This window comes from Paenibacillus campinasensis (genome assembly GCF_002272015.1).
GTDB classification, from domain to species: domain Bacteria; phylum Bacillota; class Bacilli; order Paenibacillales; family Paenibacillaceae; genus Paenibacillus_AQ; species Paenibacillus_AQ campinasensis.
Genome location: NZ_NPBY01000067.1, coordinates 55,196 through 78,669 on the forward strand (window position 1 = coordinate 55,196; position 23,474 = coordinate 78,669).

The window sequence follows — 23,474 nt, forward strand, 5'->3', positions numbered from 1 at the left end:
TCGTCCATGACGGATGCAGCGCCTAAGGTGGGCGACCGCCAATACTATGAGCTGCTGGAGCAGCTGCAGGCCCTCGATTTTGTACTGGTGGAACTGAATCTCTATCTCGATACCCATCCGGATGACTTGAAAAGCATTGAACAGTTTAACAAGGTCACGCAGGAGCGGACGATTCTTGCCAAGCAGTTTCAGGAAATGTACGGCCCGCTGCAAAACTTTGGCCGCGCCTATTCGAAATATCCGTTTGAATGGTCACAAGGCCCTTGGCCATGGCAAGTGTGAGCACAGTTCGGGCCCCCGGCCGAGCCGGAGCAGCCCTGGCGGCCCCCGAACAGGCAAGGAAGCGGGGAATTTATAAAGGAGGCGGTACAATCCGATGTGGGTCTATGAGAAAAAACTGCAATATCCGGTGCGAGTTAGCAAGTGTGATCCCCGAATGGCAAAGTTTCTGATCGAGCAATATGGCGGTGCGGATGGGGAGCTGGCAGCCGCTCTCCGTTATCTGAATCAGAGATATACGATTCCTGACAAGGTGATCGGTCTCCTCAATGATATCGGCACCGAGGAATTTGCCCATCTTGAGATGATTGCCGCCATGGTGTTCAAGCTTACGAAGGATGCAAGTGTCGAGGAGCTGGAAGCAGCCGGCCTTGGCGCCCATTATGCGAACCATGACAACGCATTGTTCTACGAGAACGCTTCAGGTGTGCCGTGGACGGCAGCCTATATTCAGGCCAAGGGCGATCCGATCGCCGATCTGTATGAGGACATTGCCGCGGAAGAGAAGGCGCGGGCTACATATCAATGGCTGATCGACATGACCGATGATGTGGACCTGCAGGATAGTTTGAAATTTTTACGCGAGCGTGAAATCATTCACTCGATCCGCTTCCGGGAAGCGGTGGAGATCATTAAAGAGGATCGGGAGCATAAGAAAATATTCTAATCATATGGATGAATGGCATAGCGGTTATCTCTCCTTGAAGGGTCCTGTGCCGAGCACAAGCAGGGCTGCCTATTTGGTCAGGTTAATGACCTTTGAGGCGCCCTGTTCCCGTTTTGCGTAAACGGAAGGGAGTGTATTTTCTAAACCACTAAACTTGAAGAAATGGTGAACCGATATATTGTAAAGACAACCTCTTCATGAAGAACAGCCATGCAGCTAAGCAGCTAAATTCCCATGCAGGAGGATAGACGGTTGATCAGCGAATATCGAACATACAGGAGTAGGGAAGAAACTCTACCCAGAGGCACCAAATTACATAACACCTATCAGATCCGAACGGTTCTGTCCAGCAGTGCGCTCTCTGCCGTATATTTGGCACGTAAGATCGACACCCGGGAGAAAGTGATCGTGAAGGAGCTATTCCCGACTTCCCTGGCTGCACGAGGACAAGACCGAAAAACAGTTGTCTGCCGTCAGCGGACGCTTGCGCACAAGCTCGATGAATTCAGGGAGCAGTTCCTGCAGGAAGCCTTCATTCTGAAGGGGCTGGATCATCCGGGGATCGTTCGATACCTTGACCATTTCGAGGAGCGAGGCACGGCCTATCTCGTCATGGAGTTCTGCGAAGGAACCACGCTGGCGCAAATTCTGGAACAGCGGGAAGCAGATCTGCAGCTGATGTATGATACGCTTCTGCCGGTCATGAATGCGCTGGCATATCTTCATGCACACGGCATCATCCATAGGGATATCAAGCCCTCCAACATGATGATTAGCTCCCAGGGGGAAGTGAAGCTGATTGACTTCGGATCTGCTGTACAGTATACACAGGAGGAGTACCCGATCTTTACCACATCCGGTTATTCCCCCTTGGAATTCTATTCGAAGAAGTCACAGCAGGGACCCGCGTCGGATATATACAGTCTGGCAGCGGTGATGTACCGCTGCTGTACCGGCGAGACGCCACCGGATGTAAGACAAAGGCTGTTTGAAGACCGTCTGCGTTTTGAACCCGTGGGTCACGGGGTTTCAGCGCTGCTATCAACCGCGATTCGTCGTGGCTTGGCTCTCCGTCCCCAACAGCGCAGAATATCGCTCGGGTGGCTCAAAGCGGCACTGCGGACGGAGTATTTAATGAACAAAAGGAAGCTTCGGCGAAGTTCGGCGCGTTAGCGCTATCCGCCAAAGCTTCCTTTTGTTATCAGAAGCAGATAATGCCGATTACGAGGATATTTTCACAGTCAGGTGGTCGGTATAGATATTGGTATTGGGTTTAATAGCCTTATACCGCAGCTCGATCTCGGTTATACCGTCCTCGAAGGTGACATATAACTTCTCGTTGAAGTCGAGGGCAGCCTTCTTGCCCGCTGGAACAGGCATTTTGCCGATTTGAACCGCGCATCGTGTACTATGCTTGACATAGAGCTTACCCTGTTTGCCTGCACTGAACACGATTCTGGCTGCTTCCGGGAGCGACTCCTGCACTTGAAGGGTACGGAACAGCTCCGCGAGGGTTACAGTGCCTCCTCCAAATGAAGTCAGCGGCCATGATTTGACCGGAATGTCTTCTCCGCTGGCAGTGGCCAAGAACAGGCCCTCCAGTCTGCCGGTGAACTGAGGCTTCGGACGCAGCAGCAGATACAGCAGAGCTGCAGCAGCTAATGCGCAAGCGCCCCCGGCAGCTGTCCACTTCAGTACGGTGTATTTGGAGCTTATCGTTACTAGCAGTGCTGAACTTGCGAATTCACCGGATGGATCTGTAGCCGTAACAATCAGCTCGCCCTTTCCCGTCTTAGGTGCGTGTAGAATCAGCTGCCCGTCTTCTGTGATCTGCGTAGCGGCTAACGGAAAGCTCTCCTGTTGATCAGACAGGGTATAGACAAGCGGATCTCCGTTCATATCCTGAAAATACTCGTTCAGATTCAGCGTAATGTCCCCATCCTCCCGAACGGCGGACAGATTCCAGTCACCTGCGGCGACAGGTGCAATGTTCGTGGCCTGAACAGAGTGAATACTGCCAATTCGGTAGAACCCTGGTCCATCAAGCAGGATTTTCCAATCGTAGATACCAGTCTCAGGGAAGCTGTATTCAGCCCGGAACACCCCATCTGTATAAGTCATTCCGATACGCTCTGTTCTATCCGGTTCCTCAGGATTGATGACAAGCTCCGCTGTGAGCGGCTTGTACAGCGCCTCGTCCTTCACCGGTTCGCCTTCCTGTCCGATAAGCCTCGCTTCGAACAGATTCTTCTGCCCTTTCAGCACCTCGCTTGTTGAATTGCCGTTGCTGTCAGACGAGCTTCCCCCCTCAGCGTTGGCAGCACCCGGCGTCAAGGTTGACTGAAGATCAATCGCATAGCTCCCAAGCAGACTGATCTTGATCAGGTCTCCCGGCCTTCCCTTTAGTTTCAGTTTAACTTCGCCGGCATCAGGCTGGCCGATCTTCAGAATGGTGTATTTATTAGATTCATATCTTCGAATATTCTGCGAGTCATAATAGATCTGAGCTTCCTTGAGCTTATGCTCGGACAGCAAAATCAGATTGGCTTCCTCCATAGTGGAATCCGGTATGTTCACCACTGCTTCCTGCAATTCTCCGGTAGCGGTAATCGCTGCGGAGGGCATCAGCTTGGAGCGGATCTGATTGGCGAATATCCGATTGAAGATTTCAGGAAGATCATCGGCGCTGCTCGTAATGTACGAGCTGCCTCCCGTCTCGGCCGCAATATGTTCAAGCTGCTCCCGGTTAACCGTTCCGTCATGATTCAGCCCAATCGTATGGATCGGGAATCCCTCTTCCTGAGCCAGCTGAATAACCTCGGCGACATCATCCTCGGAGTCGGTCTTGGTGCGGCCCGCAGAGGAAGGGCCAAGGTCCGTCTCTCCGTCAGAGAGCAGGATCAGGAATGGCTGTCTGTCCTCCTGAGTTCCATCGGACAACAGCTTAGCCCCTTGTTTGAGCCCTAGGCCGATATCCGTATAGCCAGAAGGTCTAAGCTGCCGGATCTCCTGTTGAATTTGCTGCTTATGAGAGGAGACGGAGACAGAGGTCAGGGGCCTTAAGGCCACAATCCGATGGGAGTAGGCTGCGAACCCGACTCGGGTCTGGCTCGCCTCGCTCATGTCCATGAACATATTGATGACCTCTGCCGCAATGCCTTCCGGATCCGAGTCCGTCATGGAATAGCTCGTATCCAGCACAAACACCGCGTCATAGCCGGGCTTCTTCCCATCTGCGTACGCCTGTGCGGATAGCGGTAACCAAAAATTGTGCGTGGAATAGAAAAACAGGAAAAAAGTCATAAGGAGTATGGTCTTAGTGCCTGCTGATTGATTCATGATTTTCCTCCGTTTTTGTAGATTTTAGCTTGTCGTTAATCTCAATGAGGCCTTGAAATATCTGCAAATAAATGGGGTAGGGATAATTTCGAACAACTTTAAATTAGATCCTATACTTCCAGATATCCCCTAATTTTTAACTCAATACATTTGTATCGACCGCACCCCTCTCCAATTAAATAGAAAATAATGGAATTGAATCAGAAGAATCATAATTATGCATATTTCTCTTCGCATTAATTTCGTTTATGTACATTTTGTATTTCGTAATTACACCTGAAATGTGTGATTTTCGCGAAAAACCCCACAAATTGACATAATTTAAAGCCTTACAGTATGATCACTCACATATTGCTGCAGAAACTCGAACTGCTCAGGGTCAGGATATGAATGAAATTGGAATTTAAAGTAAAAGAAAGGAGATCCGTGCGTCTCTGCAGTTAATGCTTTAGCCAATTTACAACAGGAAGTAGGAAACGGATGAAGTACCGGGCAGATGATGAGCCGGGGCTTACCGCCGATCCAATACAAAACCCAGAGGGAGGAGGAGGCAAGCGGATAAACTGTTCGTCGTTTGCTTGCAAGCGACAGACAAAGTGCGCGAATTGCTTGCCGACCGCAATGGAGATTATCAATCAAACCAACCGTACGATGCTTTTCGAGGAGATCAATCCCGAGAAGCTTGATCTGGTCACAATCGTTGGCGATGTCAAAGGAATTGACAGCCTGAGTGATGAGAAGATCAAGGAGATTAACGAGCACCTCCTGGTGCGCAGCTTCGATGAGTTCCTGGACAAATTCTCACCTACGGTCTATTCCTTTTTCAACGCGGCCAACCAGCGGGTGATGTACACGCTCAAGAAGCCTGAAGGCATACCGGATGACATGATCTCCGAGATCAAGGTGAACCAGCATAACGACTTTCTGAAGATGCTCTTCACCCTGATCGACACAAAACGGAGCCAGGGCATTACGAATGTGGATTTTAAGTTCGAGAATCTGCTCGATATGATCTCACCGAAGAAGGTGATGGACGATATTCGTCAGGTGCGCAAGGAGATTCATTACATGTACAGCCAGTATGAGAAGCTGGACGATGATGATCCGAAGAAGCTGGACATGGGCGACAAGCTGAATGCGATGTTCGAAGAGGCAAGCCAGAACTACAACAATGTAATGGCGATGCTGCCGCTGGCGATCGAGGATATCAAGACCCGTCTTCTTCTTGGGGGAACCAAGGAGGAGAACGAAGGAGAGGCTGTTCAGATCGGCATGCTCACCATTGGTGAGAGCGGCGAACTCAAGATTATCGAAGCTCCCAAGAGCGAAACCAAGGAATTAATGCTGCTGGATGAGAACAGTTCGACCGGACTCACGACCGTCTTCGAGGAGGACTACGACTCGATCAGTGAGAGCCCTTCGGGTTATGTGAGAGACTTAGTCGTCCGCACTTTCGTGCCACTGCCAGCGGTTCAGACTGAGGTGAATGTGGAGCAGGAGGTTCAGAATTATAACACCTATCTGGAGTTCTACAAGAACGCGAAGGATGATTTTGTCAAAACGGTTAAGCCTCTGGTGGAGAAAATTCTCGGGGTCAAAATGTTCTTCGACCAGTATGCGACCAAGAACAAAGGCATGCTGCCGACGATGCTGGTGGCTAATGCCAAGCTGGACATGCTCGTGAAGAGCAGCAACATTCCTCGCCTGGAAACCTTCCTGAACACGGTAAACTCGAAGAATGATTTCACAGATACGATCTGGTTCGGCATCGTACCTTCAGTCGAGCTGGAGACAGCCGGCAATGTTCGAGTATCCCGTCAGCGCTTCAAAGGCAACGAGAAGATTGTGAAGCAGGAAGGATACTCGATGGAGTCGCTCTCGATGCTGCTGCAGGTGGTCAAGGATTACAAGATCCAGGTGTTCTTCAACTTCGAATCAGGAGAAGACACGACCTTCAACAGCATGGCTACCTCTGGCATCGAGAAATATATCGACAAATGTACACCGCTGGTACGGAGGGAATACAGTGAATTCGCTGTTCCATGTGTGCCGAACTTTACGATCATTCCGAAGGAGAAATCGGGCGTCATTATCGACAGCAAAATGCTGCAGACCGAGCACGGCGTCGAATTGTCCAAGGAGAAGGAAGATATTCTGAAGCTGTGGATCGAGGGTGTGTATGTCGGAGCAGCTTATGTGGCGGCCGGTCTGGTAGCTGCCTATCAGTGTCCAGAGTACCTTCGTGAGGCGTTCAAGACTGTGAACAAGGATTATCCGGGCGTTCGCTTCGATATTGAAGCTGGTGATAACAGTCTGCGTACGGTGACCACGATGGCGAAGGAGATTACAGGCTTCACGAACAAGATCAAGGATTCCATCAACAGCAAGAACTTCGGGTTCGTGTTCTCCTCAGAGAACGCCCAGCTGCAGGAGAAGGATATCCGCCGGATTACGGTATACAAAGCCCGGAGCATGGCGCTGTCGGAAGACGGGTTCGATTCCATCTACAAAACGCTGGTCAGTACGTATATCGAGCGCATTCTGCGTTACCAGACCGGAGACTTCAAGCATGAGAATATCGTGCGCTTCTTCAGCAACAATCCGAGCAGCCAGAAGAGCAAATGGCTCGGAAGCCGCGGCTATGTCAACTCCATTATTCAAGACGGAGACGATATGAGCTATGTGATTGATGAGAAGAGCAATATGTGCCATATCGATCTGGTCTTTAACGGCAATGTGAAGAACCTGGAAGTCATGATTACGAAGGGCACCAGCCCGGTTAAGGCGTAATGGAATTATTCAAGAAGGTGTTAAGGGCGTTATCTCACAGATTCGCCTTTATACATAAATTCCGGGGCGGCGAAAGCTCCCCGGAGGCTATTACATTTTATTTCAAGGAGGCAACACACATGGGATTCAGATTGCTGGTAGAAGGACAAGAAACGATTGAACTCGGGATGGACAACATCCAAACGGTTGTATACGACACGGATACTCCTAACGATTCCAATGCCCGCTCCACGGATGTCGGTTCCACACTGCTCATCAAGGGCAAGATCATTACAGCTACAGATGGCGACAGTGCAGACGACACGATGAAGCTGGCGCTCTGGTCGCTCGTTCCGGCAGAGAAGGCGGACTGCTACCGGAAGCTAACACTTGAGGTCATTGCGGCAGACCAGGTCGTTCGCAAGATTCACTTCCCTAATGCATTCGTTGTCGATTATACCGAGAGCTTCGGCGATACCGAAGGCGTCGGTTCATTCACCTTGTTCGTCAAGCAGAAGAAGGATAAGACCGAGCTTGCGAAGATCGACGGCGGGTACGCTGTTTAACCCACTTCGGGTTCTACGTCAGGTCTGTAACACGAAGGATATGAAGAGGCATTCATGCCTCTTCATATCCTTATCTCATCCGGGAATCGAACCGAAAGGAAGAGGGCAATGACCGATTATTACAAGCTGCTCGATGTCAGCCGCGATGCTTCGGCAGAGGAGATTAAACAGGCATACCGCAAGCTCGCTAAACGTTATCATCCAGATGTGAACCAAGGAAGTGAGAATGCCGCGCACAAGTTCAAGCTGATCCATGAAGCCTATGACACGTTGCGTAGCGAAGCCTCGCGGCAGGCATACGATGACAGGCTGAAGCAAGAGCAGAGAACGGGCAGTCAGGCTGCACAGAAGGGTGGCCCGCAAGCGGATCGACAGGCGCACGCGACCGGAACCGGAGCTTATACGCCGCCGGATGCGGCAAGTGTGGCAGCCGAGTTCGAGCGATTCTTCGGTTACGCTCCGAGAACGGGCAAGAAAGCACAGAAGAAGCCGGGCAAGAAGCCCGAAGGCCCTCTTGATGCCGACAATCTGTTCAGCAATTTCTTCGGTATCCGGAAATAGGCGCCAGAAACATTAACGCAAAGGGGAGCTGGGCGTGGGAAAACCGGTTAAAGTTGCATGGCTGTTCGCCGTGGATCTGTCCATCTGGGTCATTATGATTACCGCCGTAGCGTATGTGCTTCTGTTATCCGAGGATGTCCACTGGCAGATAGCGGCCGCTGGAAGTGTGGTCATATGCGCGCTGGTGCATCTGGCATTGGGGGGCAATGGCGGTTCTTCGACAAGAGTGCAGGCAAATGCCGGATTCAGAAAACCCGCAGAGCCGCGCGATATTGTCAAGCTGGTCCAGATCGATGAAGACGGTGAACCGGTGAAGGAATGGTACATCATGGGACAGACATCACTTCTGATCGGGAAGAGTAATCCGATGCAGGAGGTCGAGATTGACCTGGCTGATAGCGAATACGCTTCCTTGATCAGCAGTGTGCACGCGGTCCTAAATCGAGTGAATCAGGAATGGTTCATTGAGGACAATGATTCCGCAAGCGGCACAGGTGTCAGAGCCGCAAGCAGAAGCACGGCAATGAAGCTGCAGAGCGGTGAGCCCTGCAGGATTAACTCGGGGGATTTGCTGTACATAGCCAACACCAGATTGCTGGTCAAATAAGAACTGATATCAAGAAGACGGGGGAAGGAAACAGACGATGAGTTTGACAAGATGTCCGAACGGTCACATGTTCAGTACACGTAAGCACGGCAATACCTGTCCATATTGCAACTCAGCGGTACATACGGAGACACCATCAGGCCGTCCGGCTGTACAGCAGCAGACAGAAGACGACAAGACGATGCCGTATCTGGGCGAGACGACAGGAATACATCCGGTTACCGGCTGGCTGGTATGCATTGAAGGTGCGCAGGTAGGCCAGGATTACCGGATTATGGCAGAGAAGAACTTCATTGGCCGGGCGGAGGAGATGCAGATTCGGATTCTCGGGGATAACACCGTATCCCGCAGAAATCACGCGGTTGTGGTGTACGACCCGAAGAAGCGGAACTTCTTCCTGCTGCCAGGGGACGCATCCGGTCTTGCATATCACAACAATGAGGCGGTATATTCACCGGTTGAGCTGAACGCCTACGATATGATTCAGCTCGGACGAAGCAAGTTCATATTCATTCCTTTGTGCGGACCGCATTTCGAATGGGATAACAACAATTAGTCGATTCAGGCTGGGTAGAGGTGAAGAGAAGTGCCCGAAGCAAGTGCAATTCAGCCCCATTATGTATTCATCACGGCGGTCTGCTTGGTTACCCTGCTGTTCATCATCCGCATCAGATTGATGAGGACGGCGAAGGTCCGCAAGATCAATATTCCGGAAGAGCGAGTTCGAGTCGGCAACGGTCAGACGATCGGAACCCGGGACGAGCAGGATGATTACTTCGCTAGTGTTACGACGTCCTTGGGTACATTGTCTGTTGTTGCGGACGGGATCAGCGGACTGCGCAACGGACGAATGTCCAGCATGATGGCGGTCAACACCTTCGTACAGGAGTTCGGCAAACTGGACAGGCAGGATGAGATTGCCGAATATCTTGCCGAGACAGCGGTCAAGAGCAACCGTCTCATTCTGCAGCATCTGAATGGACAGGGAGGCGGAACTACGCTGGCTGCAGTTGTACTGTCTGAAGGATACATGTACTACGGGGCTGTTGGAGACACCCTGATTACGATCTTCCGCAAGGGGGAATTCATAGCGGTCAATTCCAAGCATACGGCAGAGACGCTGCTTGAGGAGAAGGTGCTTGCCGGGGAGATGACCATGCAGGAGGCGGCAGCCAGTCCAGTCCGTCATCAGTTGACCAATTATTTGGGTTATGAAGGCTTTGAACAGATGGAGATTGCAGATGCTCCATACAGACTTTATCCAGGTGATCTTGTACTGCTGTGTAGTGATGGCATCTATGAAGCGCTGACCGAGATCGAGCTGGAGAGTATCTTAAAGAAGCATGACCATCCGCAGGATATGGCAGATGCAATGATTGAGAAAATCGGGGCCAAAGGGCTGCGGAATCAGGATAATGCCACTGTGGTGATCCTGCAGGAGATGCAGTAACAACCGAAGCAGCAGGCTTACAGGCAGAGAAGGGAATGACGGAGGTATACATGCGCAAGGAAAACAGCGAGTTCGAGACAGGCTTTGTATCGGAAGCAGGCTCATTCATCGACAACCGGGATTATTTTGCCTACATAGAGACCGAGGATCTGGCCTGTTATGTGCTTGCCGACGGGCTTGATACGGTGACAGATATGAACAGCGCCGAGATGGCGGTGAAGGCCGTGCTGGAGAACTTCATGGAGAAGCCGTCGATGTCCAGAAGGCGGCTTATGCGCGGCCTGCGTGACGCTCATGAATGGCTGCAGTTCGAGAGTCGGCGGGTCCGGCTGAAGGCTAGTCTCCTGGTGATTGTCACGGATTACACGCGTATGGTATACGCTTCTGTCGGCAATGTCCGCCTGTATCATTTCCGCGGTGGAAGACTGAATTTCCGCAGCAGGGACCACAGTCTGGCCCAATCGCTCGTAGACGACGGACGTATTCCGGAGGATGCTGCACACCTTCATGAGGAACGCGGCAACTTGCTTGAGTATCTGGGCAAACCGGGCAAGCTTCAAGCTTATGTTTCCAAGAAGACGATGCTTGCTGACGGAGATGTGCTGCTGATGGTTACACCTGGCATGTGGGAAGAGGTCGAACTGGCCGAGATGTTGGGTGCGCTCGAAGAGTCGAAAGATCCGGTCATACTGACAGACACGCTGGAAGAGGTGCTGCTCAGCCGGCAGCGCCGAATTATACCGAATTACACGGCGGCAGCCATAAGTGTCAAGAAGATCTATCAGGAGAAGCCAAAGAACCGTGCCAAGCTCATCAAGCGAATTCTTATCGCGCTTATTGTCATGCTTCTGATCGGGGGCGGAACCTGGATTACCCTGGCAAGATCGGCTGAAAAGAAGGCCCAAGCGGTGCAAGAGATCATGGAATCAGGGAGCCTCGGAGACGAATACGCGAGACTCGGGGATTTCCAGAAGGCGATCTCTCCTTACAGTGAGGCCAAAAATGCCGCGACTCGCATCAAGGATCTGGTCAACCGAAAACTGTATTTGAACAAGCAGGCCTTGTCACAAGCGATTGTCGATGGGGATGGTTACGTGGATGAAGGGGATTTCGAGAATGCGAAGATTAGCTACGAGAAGGCGCTGAGCCTCGCCAAGACCTACCTCTCTTCCAGTGTCGATACCATTGAGAAGAGGATCCAGGATCTGGACGGTTATGAGGCGATCCGCAAGCAGATTACCGAAGCAGACGTGAAGTTCCGGGCGGGAGATTACACGGATGCCTTGAAGCTGTATGAGCAGGCGTACAAGAAGGCGACAGAGGGTGGATATGATCGCGTTATCCAGGAGATCAGTGGAAAGCAAAGCGATACCCAGGACAAATTAACCGCGATTGAGCATGAATTGCAGGGAATCCGGGCCGGCAAGCTGGCAGCTCGCGGCGAGCGGCTGCTGCAGTCCGAAGAATACAGCGGCGCCATCGACGCCTATGCTGAGGCGCAGCAGATCTATCAGGAGATCGGCAAGCTGGAGAGTGTCCTGTCTATGGAGCGCGCCATCACCAAGGTGGAGGACAAGCAGCGTTCGAAGCAGGATGAAGAGAGAGCTGCGCTGGCTCAGCAGCAGGAAGCCAGTGATCTGGGAGCAATCCAACAAGGGCCAGCCGGTCAAGCCGGGTCTCAGCAGGCTGCGGCCGATCAAGCTGCGGCACAGCAAGCGGCCATTGAACAGGCAGCCCGGATGGCAGCTGAAGCCGCTATCCGGGAGCAGACCAAACAGACGGAACAGAATAAGCAGACCGAACAGACCGAGCAGAAGAAGCAGACTAAAGAGCCAGCAGAGAACGGAAGCGAAGACAATTCAGATGGCAATGAAGCCGAGGCTTCAGATTCGGAAAGTCAGGAATAGGGGAAGGGGGAGCAGATGTGAAGGAACTTGTACAGGAACGGCTTGGGAAGATGAATGATCTTGAGCAGCGCCAGCTGCTGAAGAATCTGATGACCGGTGTATTCCTCAATCTGGTGGACTACCAGGAGGAGATGATTCGCAAGCTGGAGCAGCGCGTGTTCGATGAGCTGGAGGACCCCGGTTCCCGGTATGACATTTACGGGGCTGTCTGCTCCCTTGAAGATTACGATCCGATTCATGAGTACTTGTTCCCGATGCTTCCGTCTGATGTGAACAGGTCCATGGTGGATATGAGCCAGGTGGCGGAAGTGATCCGCGAAGGCGGAGAGATGAAGCTGTTCGGATTGTTTCTGGAGATGGACACCGCTGACATCCTGAAGCTTGCAGCGAGCGGCAGGAAATTTCACGGCCAGCTCGTGACGGATGCGGGGAGTTACCGGATCGATGTCACGCTGAGAGCAAGCGACACTTATATTAAGGAGATCGAGAAGCTCTACCATGTCTTTCTGGACAACGGGGTTCCTTGGAGAACGGTTAACCATCCGTATATCCGGAAGTTCGTCGATTGCGTCCTTACGGGAGGTGAGGAAGACCCTCAGCCCCATGAGGAAATTCGGGAGATTACAGTGTCGCTGGAAGAATATGAATCGGTGAGGAGACAGGACCTGATCCCGCTCTGGAATATCGAGCGATTGTCGCTGAAGAACAGCGGGTTCCCGGTTCCGGCGATTGACAGAATCAATTATGAGCATGTGCTGTCACTGCGCAAAACTGGCGCAGAGCACGGCTATCTTGTACGTCCTGGCGAAGAAATGGAAATCCGGTACATCAAGCGTTCTGAACAGGAGCTGACCATTGTGACACCGCGCGAGAAGGCGGCGGTCTGGGAAGTGCTGAAAGTTACGCGGCCGATGGAGCTCCGGCTTGGCAGGCAGATGTACAAGCTCGTGTCCAACACGAGACGGGACAGCTTCGCCGGGCGATATGCCCATAAGCAGGGAATGGCGGTTCGGGCCAAAGCGGAAATTGCCCGGATTGTGTCTACCATGGAAGCGGGAGAGGGCCTTGAACTCGAGACGGTAGATATTGTGCCAGCTTCTCAAGCAGCTGCTGGCTTCACCTATCCGCTGAACTCGTTCGTTAGTGATCATGTGCGTAGGGAAGAAGACAAGCTGGTCATGCGGCTGGGGTTCCGCCGGACAGAGCAGAGGGGAGCCGGCCCGTCTTTTATTGACGGGGATCTGATTAGCTTTCTCGTCTCGGAAGTACAGATGTATTTTCCCGAATACCGGTGTGTGGGGGTCTGGGTATGAATTACGTCTGGGATGTGCTTATGCGGGCCCGAAGCTTGAAGCTTGCGGACAAGGACATCCGTTTTGTCCCGGCGACCACCTATTCCCCTTATATGGAGCTGAGCCTGTCCGATCTGAACGCTACAAAACCGGAGCAGACCGTAGAGGTGAATCCTTATTACCGCTTCTACTCCATCTTCCGGGATTTGTTCGGACCCGGGGTGGAAGAGCATGCGGAGCTCAGGGAGACGTTGTTCGATCTCTTGATCCACTTCCTGGCTGAGGCTGATCTGTATCAGGGGATGAACCGGCGGGAGTACTATATCCGTTTCATGAAGCGGGATCTTGCCGAAGGCATCTTCGGGGTACAGAATGGGATGCGTTTTGCCAGGCTTGAACTCACCGAACAGGACTACGTGGCAGAGAATTTACTCAGTCTCTATGAAACGGGGGAAGCGGTCCACTTGTTCCGCAAGACGATGCGCCAGTTATTTCCCCATTCGATCATCTATGCGAATTGCGAGGAGAAGGATGAACTGCTGATCTATGTGGGCCGGGAAGAGAGTGAAGGATCCCGCCTGCGTGTCGGACTCATTATGGATCTGTTCCTTCCCGCGCGCTTGCATACAGAGATCTATTGGAGTAGACATTTCGGAATTATGGACCAGGACAGCACCATGCGGATGGACGAAATAGCTCTGTATTGACCCTACATAACCGGGTCTTCCAGGTGCCGTCTGTAAAGAGCAGCGGCCTTGAGGCCATAAGAAAGGACATATGAAGGATGAGCGGACCATATACATACCGGCTGTACAACGACTCCACGACGTCCGAAGGGGTCCGGTTCACAGCGAAATATACAAGAGCTGAGCTGGAGCAGATGACGACGTTTCAGCTTCGCAGCATATGCACAAAAGAACGGCTGGTAGAAGGTCTCGCCAATCCGCTGGATCGGGACAAGCTCATTCAGCTTATTCTGCGATACCGGGGAGCTGACAGCCGCAAATTGATCACCGTTCCGAATAAGGGCGGATTTGAGCGTCTGGAGCAGGCGATTCGCCGATATCTGGGGACGGACCGCAAGGATTCCGGACGGATGAGAGTGCCAGCCAAGATCGTACTGTACGAAGACATTATGCTGGATCGTACAGACGGTTACAGGGTGGAGGCAGAGCTGCCATGGCTGGATGAGGGTAATGTGCTGATCGTGAACAGGGAGGATGAACTATGCGGTGTTCTGAATCTGGTCAGGAGTGGAGAGCAGGGAAAGGACTATTATCTGTGCCGTGACAGTATGGCCGAGCTGCGAAGAACCGTCAATCAGCACTACAGCCTGCTGTTCTTCAGGCGCCGGGAATCGGATTATCTCTATGAAGCTTATTACGGCGACAAACCGCTCGTGCCAACCAGTCTGCATGCGGTTCGAGTTCCGGTTGCAGAGCTGGTCATCCGTCAGCCGGAGCGGACCGATGCGGTGCTGGCCATCGACTTCGGCACGTCCAATACAACGGCCGGTGCTTATCTGGACAGCGGATACGTATCGATGCCAGACCACGGAGGAGCGGGGCGAATCCGGTTGAACGACATCAATTACGTTCAATTCCCCGGACCGTCCGGCCCGGACGGAGAGTGGCTTGAAGTGCTGCCGACTGCCGTTGCGGTGGAGGATTGCTCCAATCCGAAGCAGATTGTCTATGCATTTGGAGAGGCCGCGCCACGGGGAGAGGGAACGATCGGCAAGCAGGCTACCGTGCTGCGGGGAATCAAGCGCTGGGTGAATGATTACAAGCGCGCCGAGGAGCTGATAGACCCCGAGGGCCGCACGGCCCGGGTTCCGCGCAGCGAGATATTGGGCGCATTCATCCGCTACGTCGTGGGCATGGCGGAGCAGCAGTTCAAATGCCGGTTCCACCACCTGCATATCTCGGCTCCAGTGAAGCTGAAGACGCAGTTCATCGAGATGTTTACCGAGATTGTGCCGGAATACCGGATTGAAGCCGCTGATGCGCTGGACGAAGGGGTAGCTGTGCTGTACAACACGCTGGCAGACCAGATGGAGAGAAGAACGTTCACCGACGGCAGAGAGTATCAGGCGCTGGTCATTGACTGCGGGGGAGGAACGACGGATCTCTCCTCCTGCCGATTCCGGATTGAAGACGGGCGCATCGCCTATAAGCTGGACATTCATACCACTTATGAGAACGGTGATACCAACTTCGGAGGCAACAATCTGACCTACCGGATCATGCAGTACATGAAGATTGTGTTCGCTGGTTACTATGCGGCTGAGGAGCGGCTGCCGGACACGGAGATTCAAGCTCTGATCCGTGAATCGCCCGGCGATATCTACCGGTATGTGGATGAACACGGCGTGGATGCCCTGTATGCCGAGCTTGAGCGGCGCTACCGGGAAGCGGAGGCGATCCTTCCAACCGCATACAGACGTTACGAGCACGCGAACCGTGAAGAATATGAGCGGGTGCTCGGTAATTTCCACCTGCTCTGGGATGCGGCCGAGAATATGAAGCGCGAATTCTTCCGGCGTACGGGGATTCTGCGCAGCCGGTTCGAGACAGAGAATGTCATTCCTGCCGATACGGATCTGAATATTGCGGTCATGAACCGCTGGATGGTCTCGGTCCTGGAGAATGGCCGGTTCAGAGAAGAATACAGGCTGCCCGATGTCATCTTCAATATCCGGGAGATCGAGCAGCTGCTTAAGGCGGATATATACGGCATCGTGCGCAGGTTTCTGGAGGATCTGTACCAGGATGGACGACTCCAGGACTATTCGATCATCAAGCTGACAGGCCAGAGCTGCCGCATTGACGTATTCCGCGAAGCACTCAAGGAGTTCGTGCCGGGTCGCAGCATTGAATTCCGGCAGAAGCCGGGGGATCAGGACCGGGTATCTGAACTAAAGCTGGCATGTGTGCGAGGGGCGATCCGATACCTGAACTCGAAGAAGATGGGCCGGATCGAGCCGGTCCTGTCCAGCGATGTGCCGGCCATTCCTTATGCGGTCAGCGCGTATACGCACACCGGAGTGGAGAAGGTGCTGATTGAAAGTCTGGCGCCGCTTGGGGCCGCGCGGTATATCTCGCGTCCTTCCCACACCGCGGAGGTGGAATTCTTCCTCTCTGCAAGCGGGGCGTCGCCCCGGCGCCATGTGTACCATAACCGGCCGGGTCTATACCGCCCGGTAACCTACGAAGAGATCGCGCAGCAGTACGGGAAGGACATCCTCCAGGATGACACCGACTCGATTAGCAACGGCGAGACCCGGTATTTTGTATTCACAGGCGGCAGCCACTGGGGATTCCATGTCGTTCCGGTCGCAAGACAGGATGAGATGCTGCAGCTTGGAGAAAAGCACTTCTTCGCGTTTGAGGACGATCTGTCCGAGCTGGACTTCTTCGACGGGACGAAATAGCGAAGGGAGAGGAGGCGACAGCTGATGTTCATCCATACGATGCCCCGGTTCGAGAAGGGGCGAATCCTGAAGACTTCCATGCTGGAGAGCTTGAGAGATTATCCGCGCTCCTATCTGGATATTCGGTACCGCGACTATTCAGACGGCATCCTGACCGGTGCCGATATCAACGTCGGTCCGCATGCGCTGACGGTGACGCCGGGACTGGTTAAGCATGCCGGTATCATCTATCAGATGGCTGAGGAGCAGGAGGTGCCTTACACTGCAACCGGCAGGGAGGCGGTGCTGGCCGTGCGTTTTGCAGCAGTAGAGTCGTCTGCCGATTTCGACAGCTATGCCGGAAGACTCGTCATTCAGGAGCATGCACCCGGCCCTGACGAGCTGGAGCTGTGCCGATTCAAGCTGAAGGAAGGAGCCGTGCTGCGCTCCAATTACATAGACTTTGCGGATCTGGCTACCGAATACAATACACTCAATGTCCTTCACGTCCGGCGTGCGGGCAGGGGAGAAGACACCCTCGCCCCGATGATTCTGAGGTGTTATGCGAGAGAACTGCTGGGCAGGGGAAGCGCCGATCCGGCGGATCTGTCATTCTCCCTGCTGTGCCTGAATCAGGAGTACATCGAGATGGAGGCGCTGCTGCATTATGTGGCGGTGCGGACGGGAAGCAGTCTGCAGGATATCAGGCATTTGGCCCAGGATCGCACGAGCCTCCACCGGACACTGGTGCGGATTCTGGAGGAGAATGGCGGACAGCGTCCGCTAACAGGCTATAGGCGAAACGGTCCGCAGCGGATGATGGTAGATTAGGGGATTATTACTGTGACAAGGAGGGGAATTGAATGAAGCATATGGACGAGAAAGTAATATCCATGCTGATTGAGGCGGAAGCAAAGCGTAATCCCGCAGCTTCTTCCAGTGCCGGGACAGGGCAGACGGACCGTGCAGATCTGTCGAAACTGCTGGTGGAGATTGAGGGGGAGAAGGTGATGTTCCACGAGCAGGAACTGCTCGACGGACGGGTCAGGATCACCATGCCCCGCTCGTTAAGGCCCATGACCAGACAGGAAGCGCTGGTGAAATATCCTTCCGAGCGCCGTCCGGCAATTATCTTCACCAATGATGGTCTGAGTATAAATCTGACATTTAATCACACCGCCAATGTACTGGATGAAGCCGATGTGGAGGAGTTCAAGGATGCCATGGTGCAGATTACCCGTTCTACCCAGCCAATCCGCGAGTGGATCGGGGACGGCGTGCAGCAAGCGGAAGAGAAGACGTTTGGCTATTGTGAGTTTATGTCTCCCGCACTGAACACCAATATTTATAACTTGATGATTTTTGCTTCCCTGGACAAGCGCTTTCTGATCTGCACGTTCAATTGCATTGAAGAGGACAAGAAGGCGTGGCGTCCGGTTGCCCTGGCCATGCTGGATTCTCTCCGTGTTCATGAAACTGCCGAAGGAGGAGGGGCGCAATGAGCACGTTAGCTGTTACATACGGTAATTTGAAGATAACCCCTTACGAGCTTGTCAGTCTTCAGCAGCTCACCATCACCAAAGCGATCAATGATCATGCCCGCCTGAAGATGACCGGGATTGTTCCGGAAGACAAGAAGGAGAGCTACGTGCTGATGACAGAAGCCGATACCACCATTGAGGTCAGCCAGGTGGATGAACAAGGCGGCAGTGTGCCCCTGTTCCACGGCATTGTGCTGAACGTCGGGGTGAAGGCGGTAAGGGGAGTATACCATCTCGAGGTTGAGGCGATTTCCCATACGTACCTGCTTGATGTCAAGCGGAAGAACCGCTCTTTTCAGAATCACAATATGACCTATGGCGAACTTCTCGACCTGGTTGCCGCCGATTATACAGGCTTTGACGTCATGGATGAAGCGACAGGCGGCGCTTCCATCGGTAATTTTACGATGCAGTATCAGGAGACAGACTGGGAATTCCTCAAACGTCTTGCTTCCCGCTTCCACACTTCCCTCATGCCTGCTTCCACCTTCAGCTATCCCAAATTCTACTTCGGCATCTATGATACTCCTTCGCAAGGCAAGCTGGACAACTTCCATTACCAGGTTGGCAAGAACGTATCGGATTTCCTGTACCACTCTGCCAATGATGGAGCACACCTGGACGAGAATGACTTCATGTTCTACGAGGTGGAGACAAGCCGGGTGCTGGATCTCGGGAATGCCATCGAATTCAAAGGCCGTCTGCTTTATGTCCGCAGCTCTTGCTCAGAGATGAGAGATGGTCTTCTGGTCCACAGATACGTGCTGTGTACACGCCGGGGATTACGCCAGCGCAAGCTGTACAACGAGCGCATTATCGGGGCTTCTATACAAGGTACGGTCATCGGGGTCAAGAAGGACACCGTGCAGATTCATCTCTATATGGACGAGTCGCAGAGCAAGGATAGCGCGCACTGCTTCCCGTATGCCTCCATGTATACGGCGGAGGGCAACAGCGGCTGGTACTGCATGCCTGAGGTCGGCGACCATGTGCGGGTGTATTTTCCAAGCAGCAAGGAAGAGGAAGGGGTGGCCAGCAGTTCAGTCCGGCAGAACTCGGATGAAGGGGAGAGCAACAAGCTGGGCAACCCGGATATGAAATATTTCCGTACGGCGGCAGGCAAGGAGCTGCTGATGGGGCCGGAGGAGATCGTTATTACCGGCAAGGATGGGGAAATCTTCATCCGGCTAAACGAGAGCGGCGGCATCGAAATTTCCAGCAGTCAAATGATCAAGCTGATTGCCACAGAAGACATCATGATCGAGGCAGGACAGAATGTAGCCATTTCGGCCAAAGACGAAATCAGCCTGACCTGTAAGGAGAGCAGCCTGCTGATGAACGGTCAGACCAAGCTTATCGGTACAGAGCTGAATACCAACTAGCGGCCGGGTGCAGGGCACTGGGAAGCGGAGGGGAGGAGCATAGATGTACAGCGAACAGGCGCTAGAACAGTTTAGACAGACCGTGGTGACCCCTTGGCACCATGCGTCGCTTCTGAGCATGGATCGGGAATATCGAGCGAAGCGGGAGCAGTGGGCGGCTGACTTCATCGAACATTTTCAGCAGTTCTGCCGCAAGATACTGGATCGCCAACAAGCCAAAGACAAGGAGGCAATCGGCTATATCACCTATTCCTTGCTGCGGACAGGGCTGACAGACGGTCATCCAGCCTATCTAGCCGAGGCATTCGATGAGCGCTGGTTCTTCGACCGCCAGCCTGTTCAGGAAGAATATGATCCACAGTGGGCATTTCAATCACTGGAAGGACTGGAGTCACGCTGGGAGCCTGACGCAAGAAAGTATGCAGGCAAAATTCCCCGTCCGCTGCTTGAGAGACTGAGGCTGGAAGAGGCGATTCATTTCCACAGTTATGTATCCGAGCTGATCCGGTATGCAATGCCGCAAGCTGTTCTGCTGCCAGAATATCAGGCATTGGCAAGAACCAGTGTATTCGAGGTAAGGGTCGGAGAATACATGGATCACAGCATCACCGTGTACAAAGAGGACCGAAGGGGTCTGAGCAGCAGCGTGGTCCGGGAATGGCTGGATGCCAAGCTGGAGGGCGAATACGCTTATCAGGCGATTGAAGAAGTGGACTTGTCCGGGATTATAAATCCCGGCTTGGATTTTCGGTATACGGCCTTTCGGGCCTGCAATCTGTCAACAGCCAAGCTTTCGTTCTCCATGATGGTTGGAACTCACTGGAGAGGGTGTCTGCTGGAGGAGACTGATCTCAGCTTCAGTGCGCTTCAGGGGGCCGATTTCAGAGGATGCCGCTTGCCGCAGGCCATATGTACCGGGATCAGCGCAGGATGGCCGACAGAGGAACAGACCGAATGGATCATGCCGGGATTGGCTGGCGTCTGTTTTGCGGAGACCGATCTGCACAGAGCGGACTTCCGCCATGCTGATCTAAGGGGCGCGGATTTTACAGCAGCGAATCTGAGAGACGCGGATTTTACAGGGGCTGACCTGCGTGGAGCTAATTTTGCAGGAGCCAATCTTACCGGCGCGGTGCTGGAGGCGGCTAATTTGGCCGGAGCAAGTCTTCCAGAAGGCCCCTGGAACGTCCTTCTGAGGGAGGCGGGAAGATGAGCTATTTCATTCTGAGTCAGGATCATCGGTTCGTGAATGCGGTCAAGCCGCTCGGCGTATCGGAAGTTGTTAAGCCAGAGCTCCTGTCAACGGACCATGCCCAGGAGCTTGCAGCCACAAATCTGCATTTCACGGTAGCCGAAGCAGGTCAGATCGATTATGTGGATTATATCGAGCAGCCCGCTCCATTCGTCTCGGACAGGCTGAAGCGAATCGTGGAGAAGTTCGCTCCAGACACCCTGTTCGTACCCGGAGCCTTTACAGATCTAACACGCAGACATCAAGAGGTGTATTGGCTGATCGTACCTCTCCGTATCGATTGTCTGTCGGTTAAGAGCGATTTTGCACCCGATGGGTCACTGCAACGGCTAGTCGTGGATCGTGCCCACACGGGAGGGAAGATGCTCCTGCAGGTCGGGGGCGTGCGGGAGCGAATTCTGCTGATGCATCTGGCACTGGCAGAAGCGCTGCTGCGAAGAGACTACAATGGGATTCGCCTGATCAGAGCGGATTCGTAGGAGGAATCATGATGTCCAGTAAGAGTATGCCACAGATCCAGCCTTCGATCGGCGGGGAAGCTGAAGCGTCATATGTCGTTGCCGGAGCCATTCTCAGCTGCAGCTGTGGAACACAACTGACAAGACTGAAGCTGCCATACAGCCACGGGGTCTACGTGAAAGAGAAACCCCAGATGAATATCGACGATTATGTGCCTAACGTGAATATTATCAACTTCGGCAACTGTACGAACCAGCTCAATCCGGCTGTGCAGAACGGACAGTTCGATACAGAAGGGGTCCAGAAGGCGCCCTGTGTGCCGGTCATTACAGGCCCCTGGATCAACGGAAAGAGTGACGTCCTGATTGAAGGCAGCCCTGCACTGCTTAGCACGTGCACCAATACCTGCATCTACGCGGGCAGTCTGATCGTGATCGAGGATGACGGCCAGAATCTGGGAGGGGTATCCGTAGGCAGCGCGAGCGGCGGAATGGATTGATCGGATAAAACTGTGGATGGCCGTGCAGGGAGAGGGGGAATTTATGATGGCAGCGATACATACTTGGAAGGGATACGGGCAGATTCGGCTCGTGTCTCCTTATGAAATTCAAAGCCTCGGCACACTTGAGATCAGACGACATGTGGGGGAGCACGCGAGGTTGTTCCTGACCGCCGTGCTTCCGGAAGAGCAGAAGGACCAGAGTGTGCAGTTGAAGGTCAGGGAAGAAATGATCCAAATACAGGAAACGGATGCAGATGGCGCCCTGGTGCGCGTTCTGTTCCACGGCCGGGTCGAGCAGCTAGAAATCACGACAGTGCGCGGGGTGTACCAGCTGAGGCTGGAAGCTGTCTCCCACTCTGCCCTGCTGGACCGGAAGGTGCAAAGCCGTTCCTATCAGCTGGGGAATCAAAGCACATCCGAGCTGATTGAACGAGTCGTCATGGCTTACGACGGAGCGGATCTGATCGACACCACGAACGGTGCGGATCGGCTGGACTCGCTGGTGCTTCAGTACCGGGAGACGGACTGGGAGTTTATCAAACGGCTGGCTTCCAGCAGCGGTGCAGTCATCATCCCGGAATCATCCGCCGCTTCACCCAAACTGTGGATTGGCTTACCGGATGGTGCTTTGGCTCAGCTGCCGTCAGAGACGGCTTTCACCGTTGGCCGTGATCTGGCCGCCTACGCACAGGTGCAGGCGGCTGGTCTTCAAGCAAGCCCGGCAGACTTCACCTATTATGAAGTCGAAACCGAGCGATGGCTCGGCCTTGGCGACAGGGTGAAATTCCGGGATCAGGAGCTGGCCGTGGCCGGAGCGGTGTCCGTTCTGCAGGACGGCACCCTAATACATACTTACACACTTCGCCTGGAATCGGGGATCCGCCAGCCGTTCTACCTGAACGACCGGATTACCGGGGTATCCCTGGACGGCAAAATTATGGATGTGCAAAAAGATCGGGTGCGCGTGCACCTGGACATCGATGAACTCCAGGACAAGAGCCTGGCAGTCTGGCTGCCGTTCGAGTCGCCCTATACCGCAGAAGGCAGCAGCGGCCTGTATGTCATGCCTCAGGTGGGGGATGCGGTGCAGGTGTATTTTCAGAGCGCGAGGGAAGAAGAAGCGATCGTGCGCGGCTCGGTGCGCAAGGGCGGACAGCCCTCCCCCAAGCTGGAGGACCCGAATACGAAATATTGGGGAACCAATTTCGGCAAAGAGCTGAAATTCGGTACGAACGAGATGAGCCTGACAGCAACCGAAGGCAGTCTGTTCATCTCGCTGGAAGACAGCGACGGCATCACGATCCAGAGTGATACCGGAATTGTGCTGTCGGCAGAGAAGGATTTGGAATGGACTTCGGAGAAGAAGATAGAGATAACCGCGCAGGAGGGTATCTACCTGATCAGCGGGAACAGCAGTCTGGTGATGGACGGTAACACCGATGCCCGTGGCGAAGAGGTAGAGCTGGAAGGCCTGATCAAAACCCCAGTC

Annotated in this window: 21 protein-coding genes; 20 read left to right on the forward strand and 1 reads right to left on the reverse strand. The window is 53.5% G+C overall.

What is annotated here, in order from left to right:
* Window positions 1–6: 6 nt before the first annotated feature.
* From CHH67_RS20555 to CHH67_RS20565, 3 genes are all read left to right on the forward strand, one after another.
* Window positions 7–282, forward strand: a complete 276-nt coding sequence (locus tag CHH67_RS20555; protein WP_095267252.1) for a spore coat protein CotJB — start codon at window positions 7–9, stop codon at window positions 280–282.
* A 94-nt stretch (window positions 283–376) separates the two neighbouring features.
* A complete protein-coding gene (locus CHH67_RS20560; protein WP_095267253.1) occupies window positions 377–946 on the forward strand; it encodes a manganese catalase family protein in 570 nt (189 codons plus the stop codon).
* 252 nt (window positions 947–1,198) lie between these two features.
* Window positions 1,199–2,119 carry a serine/threonine protein kinase gene (locus tag CHH67_RS20565; RefSeq protein WP_230875863.1) on the forward strand — a complete coding sequence of 307 codons (921 nt, stop codon included), beginning with the start codon at window positions 1,199–1,201 and terminating at the stop codon, window positions 2,117–2,119.
* Window positions 2,120–2,167: 48 nt separating this feature from the next.
* Here CHH67_RS20565 and CHH67_RS20570 read toward each other — a convergent pair whose 3' ends face one another.
* A complete protein-coding gene (locus CHH67_RS20570; RefSeq protein ID WP_244908273.1) occupies window positions 2,168–4,285 on the reverse strand; it encodes a vWA domain-containing protein in 2,118 nt (705 codons plus the stop codon).
* A 621-nt stretch (window positions 4,286–4,906) separates the two neighbouring features.
* On the opposite strand from CHH67_RS20570, the gene CHH67_RS20575 reads away from it, so the two are divergent.
* The 17 genes from CHH67_RS20575 to CHH67_RS20655 all read left to right on the forward strand — a co-directional run.
* Window positions 4,907–7,075: a transcriptional regulator gene (locus CHH67_RS20575; protein ID WP_095267271.1), complete on the forward strand. Its 2,169-nt coding sequence runs from the start codon at window positions 4,907–4,909 to the stop codon at window positions 7,073–7,075.
* 119 nt (window positions 7,076–7,194) lie between these two features.
* On the forward strand, window positions 7,195–7,620 hold the full coding sequence (locus CHH67_RS20580; RefSeq protein ID WP_095267255.1) for a membrane-associated protease 1: 426 nt from the start codon (window positions 7,195–7,197) through the stop codon (window positions 7,618–7,620).
* Between the two features lie 108 nt (window positions 7,621–7,728).
* Window positions 7,729–8,181 (forward strand): J domain-containing protein, encoded by a 453-nt coding sequence (locus CHH67_RS27105; RefSeq protein WP_095267256.1) that lies wholly within the window; start codon window positions 7,729–7,731, stop codon window positions 8,179–8,181.
* Window positions 8,182–8,215: 34 nt separating this feature from the next.
* Complete coding sequence (locus CHH67_RS20590; protein WP_244908274.1) at window positions 8,216–8,788, forward strand: FHA domain-containing protein; 573 nt, start codon at window positions 8,216–8,218, stop codon at window positions 8,786–8,788.
* A gap of 37 nt (window positions 8,789–8,825) precedes the next feature.
* Complete coding sequence (locus CHH67_RS20595) at window positions 8,826–9,344, forward strand: FHA domain-containing protein (protein WP_095267257.1); 519 nt, start codon at window positions 8,826–8,828, stop codon at window positions 9,342–9,344.
* Window positions 9,345–9,392: 48 nt separating this feature from the next.
* The gene (locus CHH67_RS20600; protein ID WP_095267273.1) at window positions 9,393–10,238 is read left to right on the forward strand and encodes a PP2C family protein-serine/threonine phosphatase; all 846 of its coding nucleotides are present in this window, start codon (window positions 9,393–9,395) and stop codon (window positions 10,236–10,238) included.
* 50 nt (window positions 10,239–10,288) lie between these two features.
* Window positions 10,289–12,145, forward strand: a complete 1,857-nt coding sequence (locus CHH67_RS20605) for a PP2C family protein-serine/threonine phosphatase (protein WP_141235871.1) — start codon at window positions 10,289–10,291, stop codon at window positions 12,143–12,145.
* A gap of 17 nt (window positions 12,146–12,162) precedes the next feature.
* Entirely contained in the window at window positions 12,163–13,458 is a 1,296-nt protein-coding gene (locus CHH67_RS20610) for a normocyte-binding protein (RefSeq protein WP_095267259.1), read from the forward strand.
* Window positions 13,455–14,144, forward strand: coding sequence for an iron-dependent peroxidase (locus tag CHH67_RS20615; protein WP_095267260.1), 690 nt, complete (start codon window positions 13,455–13,457; stop codon window positions 14,142–14,144). The genes CHH67_RS20610 and CHH67_RS20615 overlap by 4 nt, the downstream gene beginning before the upstream one ends.
* 77 nt (window positions 14,145–14,221) lie before the next feature.
* Window positions 14,222–16,870, forward strand: coding sequence for an acetate and sugar kinases/Hsc70/actin family protein (locus tag CHH67_RS20620; RefSeq protein ID WP_095267261.1), 2,649 nt, complete (start codon window positions 14,222–14,224; stop codon window positions 16,868–16,870).
* A gap of 24 nt (window positions 16,871–16,894) precedes the next feature.
* Complete coding sequence (locus CHH67_RS20625; RefSeq protein WP_095267262.1) at window positions 16,895–17,680, forward strand: DNA and RNA helicase; 786 nt, start codon at window positions 16,895–16,897, stop codon at window positions 17,678–17,680.
* A 32-nt stretch (window positions 17,681–17,712) separates the two neighbouring features.
* Window positions 17,713–18,351 (forward strand): hypothetical protein, encoded by a 639-nt coding sequence (locus tag CHH67_RS20630; RefSeq protein ID WP_095267263.1) that lies wholly within the window; start codon window positions 17,713–17,715, stop codon window positions 18,349–18,351.
* A complete protein-coding gene (locus CHH67_RS20635; RefSeq protein WP_095267264.1) occupies window positions 18,348–19,772 on the forward strand; it encodes a contractile injection system protein, VgrG/Pvc8 family in 1,425 nt (474 codons plus the stop codon). The genes CHH67_RS20630 and CHH67_RS20635 overlap by 4 nt, the downstream gene beginning before the upstream one ends.
* A 43-nt stretch (window positions 19,773–19,815) precedes the next feature.
* Window positions 19,816–20,985 carry a pentapeptide repeat-containing protein gene (locus tag CHH67_RS20640; protein ID WP_095267265.1) on the forward strand — a complete coding sequence of 390 codons (1,170 nt, stop codon included), beginning with the start codon at window positions 19,816–19,818 and terminating at the stop codon, window positions 20,983–20,985.
* Window positions 20,982–21,503: a serine protease gene (locus tag CHH67_RS20645; protein ID WP_095267266.1), complete on the forward strand. Its 522-nt coding sequence runs from the start codon at window positions 20,982–20,984 to the stop codon at window positions 21,501–21,503. Before CHH67_RS20640 ends, CHH67_RS20645 begins: the two co-directional genes overlap by 4 nt.
* A gap of 11 nt (window positions 21,504–21,514) precedes the next feature.
* Window positions 21,515–21,982 (forward strand): DUF4280 domain-containing protein, encoded by a 468-nt coding sequence (locus tag CHH67_RS20650; RefSeq protein ID WP_413773645.1) that lies wholly within the window; start codon window positions 21,515–21,517, stop codon window positions 21,980–21,982.
* Window positions 21,983–22,025: 43 nt separating this feature from the next.
* Window positions 22,026–23,474 (forward strand): contractile injection system protein, VgrG/Pvc8 family (locus tag CHH67_RS20655; RefSeq protein WP_244908275.1); only part of this gene is annotated, 1,449 nt, incomplete at its 3' end.